The sequence below is a fragment of the Paenibacillus sp. B2(2019) genome (assembly GCF_008370385.1).
Lineage (GTDB): Bacteria > Bacillota > Bacilli > Paenibacillales > Paenibacillaceae > Paenibacillus_AQ.
On record NZ_VTZR01000002.1, the window covers coordinates 597,359 to 612,201 of the forward strand.

The 14,843-nt window shown below is 41.6% G+C and carries 13 protein-coding genes and 1 pseudogene; 9 read left to right on the forward strand and 5 right to left on the reverse strand.

The genetic code is table 11. From position 1 onward, the window contains the following. Positions 1 to 162: 162 nt before the first annotated feature. Positions 163 to 831, forward strand: coding sequence for a TraX family protein (locus tag PAENI_RS03050; RefSeq protein ID WP_076282892.1), 669 nt, complete (start codon positions 163 to 165; stop codon positions 829 to 831). A 93-nt stretch (positions 832 to 924) separates the two neighbouring features. After that, complete coding sequence (locus PAENI_RS03055; RefSeq protein ID WP_149644206.1) at positions 925 to 2,445, forward strand: copper amine oxidase N-terminal domain-containing protein; 1,521 nt, start codon at positions 925 to 927, stop codon at positions 2,443 to 2,445. A 102-nt stretch (positions 2,446 to 2,547) separates the two neighbouring features. On the opposite strand, the gene PAENI_RS03060 is transcribed toward PAENI_RS03055, so the two are convergent. Next, positions 2,548 to 3,963: a metallophosphoesterase gene (locus PAENI_RS03060; protein ID WP_149644207.1), complete on the reverse strand. Its 1,416-nt coding sequence runs from the start codon at positions 3,961 to 3,963 to the stop codon at positions 2,548 to 2,550. Positions 3,964 to 4,171: 208 nt separating this feature from the next. Here PAENI_RS03060 and PAENI_RS03065 point away from each other — a divergent pair, with 208 nt between their 5' ends. Both PAENI_RS03065 and PAENI_RS03070 read left to right on the forward strand, forming a co-directional pair. After that, positions 4,172 to 4,771 (forward strand): nitroreductase family protein, encoded by a 600-nt coding sequence (locus tag PAENI_RS03065; RefSeq protein ID WP_149644208.1) that lies wholly within the window; start codon positions 4,172 to 4,174, stop codon positions 4,769 to 4,771. Positions 4,772 to 4,843: 72 nt separating this feature from the next. Continuing rightward, the gene (locus PAENI_RS03070) at positions 4,844 to 5,038 is read left to right on the forward strand and encodes a DUF2188 domain-containing protein (RefSeq protein WP_076282890.1); all 195 of its coding nucleotides are present in this window, start codon (positions 4,844 to 4,846) and stop codon (positions 5,036 to 5,038) included. 76 nt (positions 5,039 to 5,114) lie between these two features. On the opposite strand, the gene PAENI_RS03075 is transcribed toward PAENI_RS03070, so the two are convergent. Together PAENI_RS03075 and PAENI_RS03080 are read right to left on the reverse strand one after the other, a co-directional pair. Next, positions 5,115 to 6,284 carry a peptidylprolyl isomerase gene (locus tag PAENI_RS03075; protein WP_076282889.1) on the reverse strand — a complete coding sequence of 390 codons (1,170 nt, stop codon included), beginning with the start codon at positions 6,282 to 6,284 and terminating at the stop codon, positions 5,115 to 5,117. 185 nt (positions 6,285 to 6,469) lie between these two features. Beyond that, positions 6,470 to 6,805: a hypothetical protein gene (locus tag PAENI_RS03080; RefSeq protein ID WP_042126947.1), complete on the reverse strand. Its 336-nt coding sequence runs from the start codon at positions 6,803 to 6,805 to the stop codon at positions 6,470 to 6,472. A gap of 181 nt (positions 6,806 to 6,986) precedes the next feature. Here PAENI_RS03080 and PAENI_RS03085 point away from each other — a divergent pair, with 181 nt between their 5' ends. Further along, positions 6,987 to 8,093: a lactonase family protein gene (locus tag PAENI_RS03085; RefSeq protein ID WP_149644209.1), complete on the forward strand. Its 1,107-nt coding sequence runs from the start codon at positions 6,987 to 6,989 to the stop codon at positions 8,091 to 8,093. A gap of 124 nt (positions 8,094 to 8,217) precedes the next feature. On the opposite strand, the gene hfq is transcribed toward PAENI_RS03085, so the two are convergent. Further along, entirely contained in the window at positions 8,218 to 8,439 is a 222-nt protein-coding gene (gene hfq, locus PAENI_RS03090) for an RNA chaperone Hfq (RefSeq protein ID WP_042126951.1), read from the reverse strand. 110 nt (positions 8,440 to 8,549) lie between these two features. Here hfq and PAENI_RS03095 point away from each other — a divergent pair, with 110 nt between their 5' ends. Next, complete coding sequence (locus PAENI_RS03095; RefSeq protein WP_076299442.1) at positions 8,550 to 9,191, forward strand: phosphatase PAP2 family protein; 642 nt, start codon at positions 8,550 to 8,552, stop codon at positions 9,189 to 9,191. 32 nt (positions 9,192 to 9,223) lie between these two features. On the opposite strand, the gene PAENI_RS03100 is transcribed toward PAENI_RS03095, so the two are convergent. Beyond that, positions 9,224 to 9,721: a hypothetical protein gene (locus PAENI_RS03100; RefSeq protein ID WP_149644210.1), complete on the reverse strand. Its 498-nt coding sequence runs from the start codon at positions 9,719 to 9,721 to the stop codon at positions 9,224 to 9,226. A 188-nt stretch (positions 9,722 to 9,909) separates the two neighbouring features. Here PAENI_RS03100 and PAENI_RS03105 point away from each other — a divergent pair. The 3 genes and pseudogenes from PAENI_RS03105 to bcbE all read left to right on the forward strand — a co-directional run bounded on the left by PAENI_RS03105 (position 9,910) and on the right by bcbE (position 14,830). Further along, positions 9,910 to 10,955, forward strand: a pseudogene (locus PAENI_RS03105) (FUSC family protein). Positions 10,956 to 11,031: 76 nt separating this feature from the next. Continuing rightward, a complete protein-coding gene (helD, locus tag PAENI_RS03110) occupies positions 11,032 to 13,383 on the forward strand; it encodes an RNA polymerase recycling motor HelD (RefSeq protein WP_149644211.1) in 2,352 nt (783 codons plus the stop codon). A 133-nt stretch (positions 13,384 to 13,516) separates the two neighbouring features. After that, entirely contained in the window at positions 13,517 to 14,830 is a 1,314-nt protein-coding gene (gene bcbE / locus PAENI_RS03115; RefSeq protein ID WP_149644212.1) for a bacillibactin exporter BcbE, read from the forward strand. The last annotated feature ends 13 nt before the right edge of the window (positions 14,831 to 14,843 follow it).

A 14,843-nucleotide genomic window follows, 5' to 3' on the forward strand; every position in this document is an offset into this window, starting at 1 on the left:
ATGTTGCTCGTTCATAGTACTCAATTGCACCCCATAAAGTCAAGAGGCAAGAAACCAGAAATTCAGTTCTCTTTTATTGCAGTCATCATTTGTGTACAGGCGAAGGAGATGAAGTACTCATTGGCGAATGTATGATATCAACTTATTTTAAGGAGGTTTGATATGCAGATTCTCGCCATGTTGACGATGCTAATCGACCATATTGGCTATATCTTTTTTCCAGAGGATATTGCTTGGAGATATGTAGGAAGAATAGCCTTTCCAATCTACTGTTACGGGCTTGTGCAGGGGCATATCCATACATCATCCAGACCGAAATACTTGTTCCGACTGCTCATTATCGCTATTATTGCTCAGATCCCATACAATTTAGCGATTAATCCTGGTGGATGGAACGTGGTGTTTACGCTTTTGTTATCCGCAACCGTATTGGTTATTTTAGATAAACTGCCTACTCCATGGCTTGGAATACCAGTCGTCATTGCAGCTATCGCGTTAATGGATTATTTCCCGATAGATTATAATGCGTACGGCCTGCTGCTAGTATTGATATTCCGTTATACGAAGTCATATTGGCTTGTTGTAGCACATTTGGCACTTAATCTGTTCTACATGTTTTATAATTATTGGGTTGTGCAAATGCTTAGTATTTTACCAACGCTGTTGATTGCTTTGGCGCCTGCACTTTGGGGATATTTAGAGCGTCACCGGGTACCACGCTGGGTGTGGTGGTCTTTTTATCCTGCGCATTTACTGATTTTAGCGTTATTTAAAGGCGTAATATACAATGAATGGGTTTCTATCGAATGGCGAACTTTGTTGAATCTATAGTATTTTTACAATAAGTAATACTTTGATTTACAAATGTTGCCTTTGCTGAGATAATGGATTGATTTCAAAAAAATTTAAAAAAGGAGACTTGCTATGAGGAGAATGAAAGCTAGGGCAAAATGGTTTATTCCTTTTGTCGCACTGCTGCTTGTTCTGGCCGGTTGTCAATCGGTTGGAGGTTTCGATGTTAATAAGGCATTGATCGGGGATGTCGATGTTAAATCATCAGAATCCAGCATGACGTTTTCTATGAACGCTGAACCTTCAGAAGGAATTAGCGCAGAAGATAAGGAAATGGTCGATCTCATAAATTCTTTTTCCCTGAGTATTAGCAATGCAAAGTTACAAGAGAATGGTAATGTATCTGCCAATGGAACGATCGGCTATAAACAATTGAATATTCCATTCTCATTGTTTATGGACAAAAAAACTTTAGTCTTTACGGTTGAAGGAGCAAAAAAACCGTTTTACTTCCCGGTTCAAGGCTATGATGAGGTATTAGCTGAAGTTGGATTGGATCTGACTAAAGCTGAAGATCTTAGTAAGCTGCTAACGAAGTTTGTGGTGAAGAATCTTCCTAATCCAAGCGCAATTAGCGTAACACCCGTTAGTGAGGCTGTGTATGGCCAGCAGGTGAATATGACGAAGTTACATACCGAAGTGACGGGTGATGAGCTTCCGGCATTGTTAAAAGGATTCCTGAAATCGATCTCTAAAGATACGGAAGGCTTTACAGAATTGGTTGGTGGTCTATATGACTATCTATATCCTGTGATCAAAGCAATGGACGAAAAAGCCTCCGGTGATTATGAAATTCCAGGTATTGGAGTAATTCCTCTGGGTGATAAAGAAGCTGTTGTAACTGTACTGCATGATGCAGCAAAATTAGCTGTGGATGCGTTACTGCTGGTTTATGACAATCAACTAGACAGTCTTTACAAAGCTACCCCTGAGCTTAAGACGGTTCTGAGTAAGGATACGAAGCTTGCTGTCGACATTTTTGTAGACAGTGGACTACATGTTCGTAAACAGAATGTTGATCTGAAAGTGGCGCTTCCTGGTACTGAAGATATGCCATTAAAGAGCTTCTCTCTTAAGGCTTCCAGTCAGATTTGGAACATTGGTGGTGTTGTAACGGCAGATCCAATCAGTACAGAAGGAGCACTTGATGTTTCTTCCGGTGACCTGACTCCTGGAGAGACTTTGAACAATTTTGATCCAAATTCTAACGTTTATCGTATATTGAAAGACGATCTTGGTATCACCAAGAGAACGATTGTCATCGAACCAGACGACGAATATTATTATCCGATCGTTGACAATAATACGACGTACATTCCTCTTCGGTATTTTGCAGAAGATTTAGATGCTATTGTGGAATGGGATACAGTCAATCGTGCTATTATCGTAACTGATGGTGTGTACGGTGATAAGCTGGTATTCAAAATCGGTTCTTCCGAAGCAGTGATTAACGGTGAAAAAGTGAAGCTTGCAGAGCCTGTATTTGTTGACGAATATGGTGATGCCTATGTATCGCTGCGTCTGCTTGCTGAAGCACTTCATGCTACTGTGTATGTAGATGAAGATGGTTGGATTACTATTACACGTAAATAGTTAGTTCGATCCTCATTGGCTAAATAACACAAACAAACCCAGCTTCTAACTTCGCAGTATTGCGGGTGGAGCTGGGTTTTTTATATGAAATATGGCATCTTTTTATTGCTTCGTTAAAACCACCTCTAGGTCGACATTACTTAACGCTTTTTCTTCAGCCATACTTTGGACATAGCCTCCTAAGAAACCGTCCTGCTGTTCCTCCCAAAGCTTGTAGCCAGGCAACGCTTTAATATCCTTAGCAAAAGTACCCGCAGTTCCTGCGAAGTATCGTACATTCAGATTGGACATTACCTTCGCCATGGATTCTTTTTCAGACTCCGTTAAAGGACTTTCCTTAAGACTATCCATAGCTTTGTCATAGGAGTTAGTAGCAAAGGCTTCTTCGGCATAAGCCTTGAAGTTTAAGAGATTGTGATCTGTAATCTGGTTAGCTTCAGCCCAACCTTCTACGTTCAAAGACGTTGCTTTATAATTTACGGTTCGCGAGACGGGATCGAAGGTCATGGCTCCATATTGATGCGGATTGACGGCCATCGCACTCGTAGCGATATCATAGATTGGCATTTGTTCAGAGGATGCTGTATCTTGATTCGCGTCTGCTGGATCTACTTGAATGTCCTGCATATGAATATGTCCTGAGAGAACTAGATTAAGTCCATTCTTCCGTAAGGATTTTATAGCTTCCTGGCTGTTATTAAGCTTGAAGCCTGAAACAGACATAGAAGTGTGACTTAATAAATTATGATGCATCACCGTGATCACTGAAGCGTGCTCTTTGGCTGCAAGCTTAACGGATTCATCGATCCATGAAAGCGTAGAGGAAGCAATACGTCCATCGGTCTGAGGGAAACCGTATTTTTTATTATTAAGGTATTGGCTACTGTCTATCATGAGAATCCATAAGTTGGGGGCAGCCTTGACGATATAGCTTAGTGATTCCTTATCACGTGATGCAGCTTCTTTGTAGCCGAAATCCGCATACATTTTGACGAAATCCTTATCTGTAATTGAATCCGTAAGGAGCTGTTTATCGCCACTGAAGGATCTAGCCCAAGGATTAAATAAGTCGTGATTGCCTGGAATGACATAAACAGAGGTTCCTTGTTGTTCGATTCGTTTTAAATTTTCGGTTAATTTTTGATGGCTGCTGCGTTCTCCATTATTAGTTAAATCGCCACTGAGGATGATAAACGCAGGTTTTTTCTGTTCAGCGTCATAGACCAAAGCTTCACCCATTTCATCACTGTAGGGCAGCATTTTTCCATCGCCTCCAGTGACATAAGTTTGAAAAGCCTGTCCACCATCCTGAAGATCCTTATCCAAAAAGTGAGTGTCTGTGGCGACCCAGAAAGAGACAGGTTTTAATTCAGCTTGACCAAGTTCCACAGTGTTTAAATTAGACGATTTTGTGTCTTTACAGCCAGGTAGTGCCAAGCTAAGGAAAAAGAGCACTACACAAGAGAATATGACCGTTTTTTTATGTAGAATAAGAACTTTATCTGTTGAAAAATTCATTTATATAACCTTCCTTCTGCACTTTTGCTGCACTATTGTAGCTTATTTTTAGCCGAAATGTATATCGGAAAAGTGAAGGGGAGATGTTACTAATCGAGGCTAATTGTATATCCGACAAAATAAGTTGTGAATAGATGTTGTGTTTTCAGAAAAAAGGTGATAAGATGTACAAAAGTAAGTTACTTAAATAAATGGAGGTAGTTATTTTATGTCTAACAATTTTCTTGAAGCAGTTAAAGGAAGACGTTCCATCTATGCAATCAGTAAAGAATCCACTGTAGCCGATGCTCAAATTATTGAAATCGTTGAGCAAGCGGTTTTGCATAGCCCAACCTCATTCAACTCCCAAAGCTCTAGAGCGGTTGTTCTTTTAGGTGAACAGCATGATAAATTGTGGAATATTACTACAGAAACATTGCGCAAAATCGTTCCAGCAGAACAATTTGAAGGAACAGCGCAAAAATTAGCATCTTTCAAAGCAGGTTACGGTTCCGTATTGTTCTTTGAAGATCAAGCGGTAGTGAAGAACCTTCAAGAAAACTTCGCATTGTATGCCGAGAACTTCCCAGTTTGGTCTAACCAATCTTCAGGCATTCTGCAATTCGTAGTATGGACTGCACTTTCTGAAGCAGGTTTAGGTGCATCCCTGCAGCACTATAACCCACTGATTGATGACGAAGTGAAAGAAGCTTGGGGCATCCCGCAAGACTGGAAACTGATTGCTCAATTGCCATTTGGTAAGACTGTAACTCCAGCAGGTGAGAAACAATTCCAACCGGTTGAAGATCGCGTTAAAGTCTTTAAATAAGCTTAAAAAGAGCGTTTAAAACCTCCTTGACCAGGCTAATTAATTATATAGTCTGGTCAAGGAGGTTTTTGTATGCCGTGGAATAAAGACGATTATCCTGATTCACTGAAAAACTTCACAGCACCTGTTCGTAATAAGGCAATTGATATTGCTAATGCACTGCTAGAAGAAGGATATGAAGAGGGAAGGGCGATCTCTATTGCTACCGCACAAGCGAAAGAGTGGGGAGAGAATCGTGATAAGCAGGTCCGTAAAAAAGGACATTAATTAAAAGTTCGGAAATAGAGGTACAAAAAAAGCAGGACAGCGTCTATTAACGCTTGTCCTGCTTTTTACTGTCGTATTATTTAGCAGATTCAGTTCCTGCTTCTGCGCTTGCAGATGGCTCAGGAGAAGCTGTTGCTTCTTTTTTGGCATCCGTAAGTGAATTTGTGATTTTTGCTTTTGCAGTTGTATCTGATAACCAAGTAGTGGAAAGAGTGGAAACCTTTTGAGACACAAGCGTCTTTTTGATTTCATCTTTCTTTTCTTCCAAGGTGTAGTTTTTAGCGTCTTTGTGGTCGGTAACTTTAATGATGTGATAACCGTAATCGGATTTCACAGCACCGCTTGTTTCTCCAACTTTAAGCTTAAAGGCTACATCGGAGAACTCAGCAACCATGTCTCCACGTTTGAAGAAGTCTAGATCTCCGCCATTAGCTTTGGAACCAGTGTCTGAAGATTTTTCTTTAGCAAGTTCAGCGAAATCTGCTCCATCTTTCAATTGCTTCAGAATTGCATCCGCTTCTTCTTTAGTCTCAACGAGAATGTGGGAAGCGCGAACTTGTTCTTCTTCATTGAAAGTAGCTTTATTTGCTTCATAGTAGTCTTTGATTTCTTGATCCGTTATAGTCACTTGCGGCTCAAGAATCTTACGCAGTTTTACTTGCAGCGGCATTTGCTTCTTCAAGTCATCAACGGTCATTGAACTTTGTTGCAATGCAGCATTAAATGCAGCTTCTCCGCCGAATTGTGCTTTAAGGTCTTCTAATTCAGCATTGATGTCTTCATCAGTAACGGTTACGTTGGCTTTTTTAGCTTCTTGATCAACGAGTTCAGTAGTTATCATAGCTTGCAGTGTGCTTTCTCCGCCTGCTTCGATCAATTTATCATAAAGTTGTTCTTTAGTAATGTTAGTTCCGTTAACGCTAGCAACAGCTGTGCTGCTGTCGTCCTTTTGGAATGGAGGCTTAATCAATACAATGATGAGTGCCGCAGCCAGAACCACAGAGGCAATCATCCAGCCCTTGTTACCTTTAGGAGAAACTGGTGGAGCAGGTGGCGTCGTATTATTGTTGCTGCCGACTTTGTTCATTACTGGAACACTTTCCTCTTTTGTTGTATTCACAGGTTCTTCAGCAGCTACGACCTCCACTTCATTTACTTCATTGGTATTCTCGGTAGTGTTCAATTCTTCTTCCGGAGTACCGTTGTTTTCTAAGTTCTCATTTCCATTCAGATCTTTTTTGTCCATTATTAGTAATGACTCCCTTCAATATAGGTGTTGCTTGTCTATTTACAACTTTAACAGAAATCCAGATCCTAAACCTTAAGAAAGTATAAAAAAAGATAGGATCTTTTTAAGTTTCTATTAATAAAAAGCAAAAAGCCGGAAATGGCATCGGTAACATGCCCTTCCGGCTTATGGGAATAAGATGTTTACTTCAGTCCTTTCAATAGATGACGAATACTTTCTTGTTTCCGTCTTGGGACCCGTACGTTTTTAGCGAATAGGCCCTTTTCTCCGAAATAAATGCAGTCGTCTTCGATAGAACTGATCTTGTTTAGATTGACATAACAGCCACCGTACACATGATAGTAAGTAGAATTGGATAACAATCGTTTTAATTGCTCGGCAGTCATTCTCTTTTTTATGTTGTAGTTTCTGCCGTGAAAAATGACCAAATCATGGTCCCCGACCTTAAAGAACAGAATGTCTGTTTCCACCTCGAAGTCCTCGTATACATTTCTGGCTTCCAGCAGGATGCTACTCATTCATGTTCCCCCTTTATACTTAATAAAAGACTAATGTTAGCGCTTTCATTATAGCACAATCCCTAATCATTGGAAAGCCTTATTTTTGAACTATTTGTCACACTTTTTACTTTATAGTTTGTCTTTAACGTTTAAAAATTGTAAATTATATAATAGCAATACTTTGGAGGAGGATGTAGAGATGGAAAAGCAGACTAAGTTATTGCTGTTTACGGGTTCCTATGCAAGTGCCACGGATAGCGGTGTGCAGGTATTTGAATTCGATGGCGAAGCAGGAGGTACGTTAAAATTAATCGACTCGGTTCAGGGTCTAACTAACCCCACCTTTGTTAATGTAGATGCTTCAGCCCTGCGTTTATATGCCATAGGAGAAAAGCCAAATGGCGAAGGTGGAAAAGAGGGAGAAGTCGTTACCTTTGCTATCGATGCTAAGCGTGGGAAATTGAGCGAATTGAATCGAATAGCCTCAATGCCTGCTTCAGGTAATGGTCAAACGACCACATGCCATATTTCAAGAGATCTAAGCGATGAATACATTGTTGTATGTAGTTATCATGGTGGCAGTGTAGGCTTGATCACATTAGATGAAGAAAAAGTTGCTAATCAACTGGCGGATGTCGCGATTCATTCCGGTCATGGTCACCATCCTGAACGTCAGGATCGCCCACATCCCCATTCGGCTATTTTCAGTCCGGACGGACAGTATCTGTTTGTTTCTGATCTTGGGCTTGATATTATTCGGTCCTATAAAATCAATAGAGACTTGAACAAACTAGAAGTTCACGGAGATACTGCGCTTCATCCAGGGGCGGGACCTCGTCATTTTACTTTTCATCCAGATGGAAAGTCTGCTTATGTTATAAACGAGGTGGATTCCACGATAACATCGTTTACATATGACAGTGCTACAGGGACTCTTCACACGGTAGATACAATTTCAACTTTGCCTGAGGATTTTAAGGAAGAGAATACTTGCGCTGAAATTGCTACTTCAGTAGATGGAAGATATCTTTACGCTTCTAACCGTGGAGCTGATAACATCGCAGTGTTTGCAGTGGATAACGCTACTGCCAAGCTTACACTAATTGAATATGTATCTACTCGTGGAGGGCATCCACGACACTTCTCATTAACTCCGGATGGGGCTTATCTTATTGTTGCAAATCGTGACGCTAATAACCTGATTGTGTTCTCTATTGAAGAGACCAGTGGTCGTCTCGTCTTTACTGGAAATACTGCCGAGGTATCCAAGCCGGTGTGTGTCAAGCCTGTGATTTTCCCAGTATAAAAGAAACTCGTTTTGAAGAGTGAATAAGACAATTTAAGAAAATAATAAAGGGAACACCGGAGATGTAGTCCGGTGTTCCCTTTATTATTGAAAATAGGATGAAGAAGTTTAATGAATGTGTGAACTATTTGAGTGAGACGGGCTTAAGAGGTACAATAGTGGATACTGCAGATTTAAAGAGCACATTCTGTCTGCCATCACCTTGACCCTGTAAAGTGATTGTGAATGCATCATACGAGGTTACGACGCCTTGCATTTTTACACCATTTGTTGTAAAAATCGTCACGGGCACCTTTGTGGAAATAAACTGATTCAACAAACGTTCCTGCAATTTTAGACTCTCCACTTTGGCAGCACTCCATCTTTTTGTATATTTATTTCTCTATAATTATAGCACGGGTTATAGCTTCTCAGGAAATGTGATCGACAGGCACAAAATTAGACACGGAGGTATTTATGCTTTATTATCAGAACTGGTCTAGAGGTTTTCGTTATTTTATAGGGTTTGCTGCTTGTTTCGTCGTTATTGCGATTCTAGTTCATATGAATAAGGTATCATCATTTGATAATTATATGATTCATTTTGTTCAATCCGCTGAATCACCTGGACTGACCACATTCGCCAAAGGACTATCTCTGATTGGTTCCTCCAAGGTAGCGATTGGCATATCTATCGGCACGATGGCACTGTTGTATTTTCTGCTGAAACATCGGCTTGAGCTAATTCTGTTCCTATGGGTTGGACTAGGCTCACAGCTATTGAATACACTTATGAAGTTATGGTTTCAAAGGGAGCGTCCAAATTTCAATCGTATTGTCCAAGAGCTCGGTTATAGTTTCCCAAGTGGACATTCCATGGCAGCCTTCTCCCTGTACGGGGTAATTGCCTATTTACTGTGGCGTCATTTGCCGCGAAGAAGTGAAAGAATCCTGTTAATAATATTTGCGGTATTCATGACTGTGGGCATTGGCTGGAGTCGTATTTACCTGGGAGTTCATTATCCTAGCGACGTAATTGGTGGTTATGCTGCAAGTGGCGCGTGGCTGATGTTATCCATCAGTCTATTTGAAGCCTATAAAAAACGGATATCCTCATAAGAAATGAAGATACCCGTCTTTGTGGGGATATTTTAAGGGTTCATCACATGATGTTCCGAAGATTTATGATCTTGGAAATGACCCATTTTACTTATTTTTTTCTTCAGCATAGATGGAAGTCCAGCCTTTAGCTTTTGAGCTTCGTCTTTTGTTAGACGTCCCTCGCTGATGGCTTGATCCAGCCGCTTACTTGCGGATTCGCTGAGCTTTTGAATATATTGATCTTCTGTCCAGCCTTTCTTCTCAAGGGCAAGCTCGGGGAGGGTTTTGCCTGCTTTAAGGCTATTGATTAGCTCCGTACGATCCATCTCAAGCAGCTTGGCTGTTTCGAAAATAATGAAATGTCCGCCGGCTCTGAATTTCCCGTCTTTCCCTGGTGGGGGTCTATGAACTTTTTCCGAAGGCCCAGAATCAGGTGCAGTGGAGGTTACATTCTCAGCTGACACGCTCCGAGTAGGAGCAAGTGCTGGAGACAGACTGAGGAAAAAAACAGCTGTGATGGTCACTAATTTTTTGATGTTGTTATTCATTCACTCACCTCGTATGTTATATGTGATAGGTACTTACTTGAATTAGTATTCCCTGAAAGCTGAAAGAATCATAAGCGAGAGCTTAAATGATCATAAAATTCATCAACTCTAGGCTTGGGTAATTAGAGGAATGAGGGATTAGTAGATGTCCATATTGCAGAGTGGGCCAATTTTTAGGGGGGATATTTTTGGCTTTTGGAGCTCGCATATTTAAAACAGGAATGGCAGTCACGCTTGCCTTGTATTTAGCCGAACTGCTACATTTTCCATCTTCTGTGGGCGCTGCGATTGCAGCAATTTTCGCTATGCAGCCATCTATTTATCGCTCTTGGCGTTATTTTCTTGATCAGCTGACAACGACTACAATGGGCGCTGTACTCGCTCTTCTGGGAGGAATGCTGTTATCCAATAGTCCAATTGCGGTTGGGTTGGTCTGCATTCTTGTCATTATGATCAGTATGAAAATTAACCGAGCGGATACTATAGCCTGACACTGGTCACCGTTATAACAGTGATGGAGGCTTCTGGTGAATGGCAGTTCGCGCTGAATCGTTTCTTATTAACATTGACAGGGATTGTTTCTGCATTTCTAATCAATATTATAGTAGTTCCTCCGAAACCACGGAAACAGTACATCAAGCAAATCGAGAACGTCTTTGCCAGTCTTTCCTTGCTGCTAAGAACGGCTGTATCTCATGAGATGAAGGAAAGTGTGTTTCGTGATGAAAAACTTGCACTGGAGTCATCTATTAAATCTTTAGCGGATAAGTACGCTTTGTTTGAGGAGGAGCAGAAACAGCTAAAGAGGGCGAAGTACAGTCAGACTAGACAAATGGTTGTCTATAAGAACCTGTTATCTTCTTTGCAAAAGGGCTTCGATGTTCTTGAGGCTGTGGATCGGCATTATTTTCAAGCGGATCGAAGTGAAGAGACAGATGCATTGTTTGACAGTCATTTGGAGCAGTTAATCAAATATCATCAACTGATCTTGCTGAAATTTGAAGATAAACTAAAACCAAACACTAATGAATCGGAACCCTTGGGAGACGAGAATGATGGATTTTTGAATTCAACGATCCTGGGGTATAATGCGGAGAAAATAGGTCAACTACGATTGTATGTTGTAGCCGCAGCTATTTACGATTACGGATATCAATTAGAACGGCTTGATAAAGTGGCAGATCAGATGAACCGTATAGCGACTGAGGAAAAAGAAACGGATCGCGAAGCTTAAAACATAACCTTTTGATGTGCAACATATAAGCTTAAGGATTATGTTCAGGGTGAAACCCAAAAGGGGATGAAATGTAGTGGAGAATCATGAAATTGAATGGAAAGAGGAACAGCAGCGGGTTGACGGATTGACTAAGCTTTTGTCTGCCCATATCCGGCGATTATCTGAGGAGCTCGGACTCCATCGCAGTGATGTGGTGGATATGCGGAAAGACTTCTGGGAAGAGGTAACAGTAAACTTCAGTAGTCCAGATGATTTAGGGGAAACTTCAACAAGTCTGCGCCAACAATCCCAAATCTTGAATGAACGTGAACGCCATCATTTACAGTCGAGCAAGGCTCTAAAAAAATATAAAAAGCTACTCGTCTCTCCTTACTTTGGGCGTATTGACTTTACAGAAGCACCAAATGGAGAAACGGAAAAGATTTATCTGGGGATTGGATCCTTGATGGAGGATGATGGCACCTTCTTGATCTATGACTGGCGGGCGCCTATATCGAGCTTATATTATGACGGAGCTCCTGGCCCAACATCTTATGAGACACCTGGTGGACTTGTTTCCGGTACAATGAATCTTAAACGTCAGTTTGTGATTTCTGATGGTGTTATTGAAGTTATGTTTGATACTGGGGTAACGATCGGCGACGAGCTTTTGCAGCAAGTGCTTAGCCATAGTGCCGATGATCGAATGAAGAGTATTGTAGCTACCATCCAGAAAGAGCAAAATGCGATTATCCGCAACGACAAAAGCCGAATGCTGGTCGTTCAGGGTGCCGCAGGAAGCGGGAAAACCTCTGCAGCATTGCAGCGGGTTGCTTATCTTTTGTATAAATACCGTGAAGTTCTGCAAGCAGACCAGATGTTGTTGTTCTCACCGAACCCGCTGTTTAATAGCTATGTTTCAACTGTGCTCCCAGAGCTAGGTGAAGAAAATATGCAACAAACCACTTTTCAGATGTATCTTGAGCATCGTTTAGGGCATGAATTCCAGCTGGAAGATGTCTTTAGTCAGACGGAAAACCTATTGAATGCTCCTGATGGCCCTGAAGTGGGTATACGCAGAGAAGGCATCGCTTATAAATCATCCGTACCTTTTCTCGATGTGATTCGTCGGTATGCTACGATGCTGGAACATGAGGGCATGCTGTTCAAGCCTTTAATGTTTCAAGGTAGAGCGGTAGTCAGTAAAGAAGAAATGGAACGTCATTTCTATGCCTATGATCCCGCCATTAAGCTTGCGAACCGTGTAGACTTAATGACACGCTGGTTACTGAAGAAGATCGCTGATTTTAGTCATGAGGAAAGAAATGCTTCATGGGTTGAAGATCAAATTGAGCTATTGGACTCCAGTGATTACCACCGTGCATATCAGATGTTGCGACGTAAGAAGAAAGCTACACAGGATAGTTTTGATGATTTTGATACTGAAAAAGAAGTGTTATCCCGGTATGTAGTCAGCCAACGCTTAAAACCACTGCGCGGATGGACTAAACGAGGTCGTTTTGTGGATGTAAAGGGGTTGTACAGTACGCTGTTTACTGATCGTGAGCTTATGGAACGTCTAAATGGTGTTAATTCACTGCCGGAAATCTGGGATGAGATCTGTGAACAAACACTAAAATCTATCGCAGTGAACGAGCTTGCCTACGAAGATGCTACACCATTCCTTTATTTGAAGGAGTTAAGCCAAGGCTTCCGTACCAATACGCTTATTCGTCATGTGATTGTGGATGAAGTACAAGACTACTCACCTTTCCAATTAGAGTTCATGCGCCGTTTATTTCCAAGGGCGAAAATGACCGTATTGGGTGATTTGAATCAGGCGATCTATGCACAAGGTGAGGTGCTCGGTGATTTGTCTAGTTTGGTAAGCATTTATGGGGAAGAGAATACAGAAGTGATCTCGTTAACCCGAAGCTATCGCTCCACTTTTGAGATTGTAGAATTTACGCGTTCAATGATTCCTGGAGGGGAAAGAATTGTGCCGTTTAATCGACGAGGAGAAGAACCTCAGCTAAGTGTGGTGTCTAGCGAGGATGAGCTTCTGAATGCAGTAGAAATGGATATCCGGAATTTGCAATCCAAGGGGTATCATTATGTGGCTGTCATCTGTAAAACTGCAGAAGAAAGCGCAAGAGTTCATGATGAACTACATAGTAGGCTGCCAGTAAGGCTCGTTACGAAAGAAACGCCGAATTTCCAGAAGGGGACATTGGTGTTACCTGCTTACTTAGCTAAAGGTGTGGAATTTGATGCTGTCATCATTTACGATGGTTCAGCTGAACGATATGGCAGAGAAAGTGAGCGTAAACTGTTCTATACAGCTTGCACTCGAGCGATGCACTTGCTGCATATTTTTAGCCTAGGAGAACCAAACCGGTTTCTTCCATCTGTAAAAGCGAAGACCATGATTACAAATTCGCTGTAAAGCCCCATCTTCTGATCATAAGATCGTCCTTCCGCATTGGCGGGGGACGGTCTTTTTATATGTATGAATAAAGAGGGATGAACAAACCACAATATAGAGAGTCGTCGCAAACAATGACAAAGGTGGTCAGTTCATGAAGGAAAGAAAATGGGATCTGCTTGCACTGGCATCCATTCCACTAATTATGACCCTCGGTAACTCCATGCTGCTCCCTATTTTGCCGCAGATTTCTAAAGAACTAGGCATTAGCTCTTTTCAGGTGAGTATGCTGATTACTGTTTATGGATTGATGGCTATCGTGATGATTCCTATTGCAGGGTACCTGTCTGACGCTTATGGACGAAAAAAGGTGATTCTTCCGAGTCTGATCATTGCTGCTATAGGTGGAGTCGTCTGCGTGGTGGCGGCTTGGTTTATGAAGGGCGTTAGCGCCTATTGGGTCATTCTGGCCGGACGTTTGTTACAAGGGATAGGTGCGGCTGGTGCTTTTCCTATTGTGCTGCCCTTCGTTGGTGATTTATTCAAGGAAGAAGAGGATGTAAGCAAAAGTCTGGGAATTATTGAAACCTCAAATACCTTTGGTAAAGTACTCAGTCCGATTCTTGGTGCTTATCTTGGAATATGGCTCTGGTTTGCACCTTTTATCGCTATTCCTGTTCTATGTCTAATTTCATTTGCTTTAGTTCTTTTTCTGGTTCGAAAGCCGGAAGCGAAGGAACAACCTGAGAAACAGGGTATAAGAGAATTTTTATCCGGAATTGTGAGCATTTTGCGAGAAAAGGGACGATGGTTGTATGCTATTTTTGCCATAGGCGGTATCTGTATGTTTGTAACCTTTGGCGTTCAATTCTATTTATCGGAAATGCTGGAATCTAAATTTAATATGCATGGGGCAATGAAGGGGTTTGTGCTAGCAATACCATTAGCCTTGTTATGTCTGTCTTCATATGGAACAGGAAAGATCATTGGCCAGAACAAAACGCTAATGAAATGGCTGGGCTTTGGAGGTATGGTGTTACTAACTGCAGCAATGATCTTTGCGGGGTTCAATAAAAGTATTTATTTCTTAGTCGGGTTTATGGGCTTAGGTTGTGTTGGAATCGGAATTGTGCTTCCTTGTATGGATGCTTTAATCACGGAGGGAATTGAGAAAGAGAATAGCGGCACGATAACCGCTCTCTATAGCAGTATGAGGTTTATAGGGGTAGCCGCAGGACCGCCAGTGGTATCGCTGCTGTTAAGCAGTGGTCATTGGGTATTATTCGCTTTGATGGCTACAGTCGGCGCAATTGGTGGATTGCTGACCTTATTTGCAGTAACGCCAAGCAATGGGAGCAAGGGAGAATCTGGCGTGAAAGAAACGGAGCAGGTAAATCCGCGCCTCTTGTCAAAGCGTGTTCGTCAGACTTCTTCAAGGACTTTAGATGGAAAAAAGAGCTATCCTTAAGCTACGTTGCCGT

Excerpts from the sequence above, each read along its gene's own strand:
- PAENI_RS03085 (WP_149644209.1), top strand. The coding sequence starts at position 6,987 with ATGGAAAAGCAGACTAAGTTATTGCTGTTTACGGGTTCCTATGCAAGT.
- PAENI_RS03050 (WP_076282892.1), top strand. The coding sequence starts at position 163 with ATGCAGATTCTCGCCATGTTGACGATGCTAATCGACCATATTGGCTAT.
- PAENI_RS03080 (WP_042126947.1), bottom strand. The coding sequence starts at position 6,805 with ATGAGTAGCATCCTGCTGGAAGCCAGAAATGTATACGAGGACTTCGAG.
- PAENI_RS03065 (WP_149644208.1), top strand. The coding sequence starts at position 4,172 with ATGTCTAACAATTTTCTTGAAGCAGTTAAAGGAAGACGTTCCATCTAT.
- PAENI_RS03070 (WP_076282890.1), top strand. The coding sequence starts at position 4,844 with ATGCCGTGGAATAAAGACGATTATCCTGATTCACTGAAAAACTTCACA.
- PAENI_RS03075 (WP_076282889.1), bottom strand. The coding sequence starts at position 6,284 with ATGGACAAAAAAGATCTGAATGGAAATGAGAACTTAGAAAACAACGGT.
- PAENI_RS03100 (WP_149644210.1), bottom strand. The coding sequence starts at position 9,721 with ATGAATAACAACATCAAAAAATTAGTGACCATCACAGCTGTTTTTTTC.
- PAENI_RS03060 (WP_149644207.1), bottom strand. The coding sequence starts at position 3,963 with ATGAATTTTTCAACAGATAAAGTTCTTATTCTACATAAAAAAACGGTC.
- PAENI_RS03095 (WP_076299442.1), top strand. The coding sequence starts at position 8,550 with ATGCTTTATTATCAGAACTGGTCTAGAGGTTTTCGTTATTTTATAGGG.
- PAENI_RS03055 (WP_149644206.1), top strand. The coding sequence starts at position 925 with ATGAGGAGAATGAAAGCTAGGGCAAAATGGTTTATTCCTTTTGTCGCA.
- bcbE (WP_149644212.1), top strand. The coding sequence starts at position 13,517 with ATGAAGGAAAGAAAATGGGATCTGCTTGCACTGGCATCCATTCCACTA.